This window comes from Rhodococcus sp. 06-156-4 (genome assembly GCF_002259345.1).
Taxonomy (GTDB): Bacteria; Actinomycetota; Actinomycetes; order Mycobacteriales; family Mycobacteriaceae; genus Rhodococcoides; species Rhodococcoides fascians_E.
In genome coordinates, this window is sequence record NZ_NPGB01000017.1 from 1 (window position 1) to 966 (window position 966).

The 966-nt window shown below is 57.7% G+C and carries 1 protein-coding gene; it reads right to left on the reverse strand.

What is annotated here, in order from left to right; translation table 11 throughout:
• On the reverse strand, positions 1-963 hold a 963-nt coding region (locus CH290_RS10885), incomplete at its 3' end, for a GDP-mannose 4,6-dehydratase (protein WP_094620676.1).
• Positions 964-966: the final 3 nt, after the last annotated feature.

A 966-nucleotide genomic window follows, 5' to 3' on the forward strand; every position in this document is an offset into this window, starting at 1 on the left:
TTCGTTGATGTCGTTGCGGACCATCATCCGCACCAGTTCGGGGAACTCGACCTTCGGCTTCCATCCCAACACATCGCGAGCCTTCGAGGCATCCCCGATCAGCAGATCCACCTCCGCCGGCCGCATGAACGCAGGATCGATGTACACATACCGCTCCCAATCATCGATGCCGACCTCCGCGAACGCGTGATCGAGCAACTCACGAATCGAATGAGTTTCCCCGGTCGAGATGACGTAGTCATCAGCCTGCTCCTGCTGCAACATCAACCACATCGCCTCGACGTAGTCCCCAGCGAAACCCCAATCCCGCTTCGCATCGAGATTGCCCAACGCAATCTTGTCCTGCAGACCCAAAGAAATCCGAGCCACCGCCTGCGAAACCTTGCGAGTGACGAACTCCGGACCACGACGCGGCGACTCATGGTTGAACAAGATCCCCGACGACGCATGCAGACCGTACGACTCGCGATAGTTGATGGTCATGTAATGCCCGTACACCTTCGCCACACCGTACGGCGACCGCGGCCACAACAACGTCGACTCCGACTGCGGAACCTGCTGAACCTTGCCGAACATCTCACTGCTCGATGCCTGATAGAACCGCACCTGCTTACCGGAACTGTCCTGATAGAACCGCAACGCCTCCAACACGTTGAGCACACCACCACCGGTCACATCCGTCGTCAACCGGGCGTTCTCCCACGAATACGCAACGAACGACACCGCACCCAAGTTGTAGACCTCATCCGGCTCCGCCACCGCGAACGCCCGCATGATCGACGACAGATCCAGCAAATTCCCCGACAGAATCGTCACGAACGGATGCGACTTCTCCAACAACGCACGCTTCGGATTGTTCTGACCACGAACCAACCCGAACACCTGATAACCCTTGGCATGCAACAACTCGGACAGATACAACCCATCCTGCCCAGTGATACCCGTAATCAACGCACGCTTCATCGA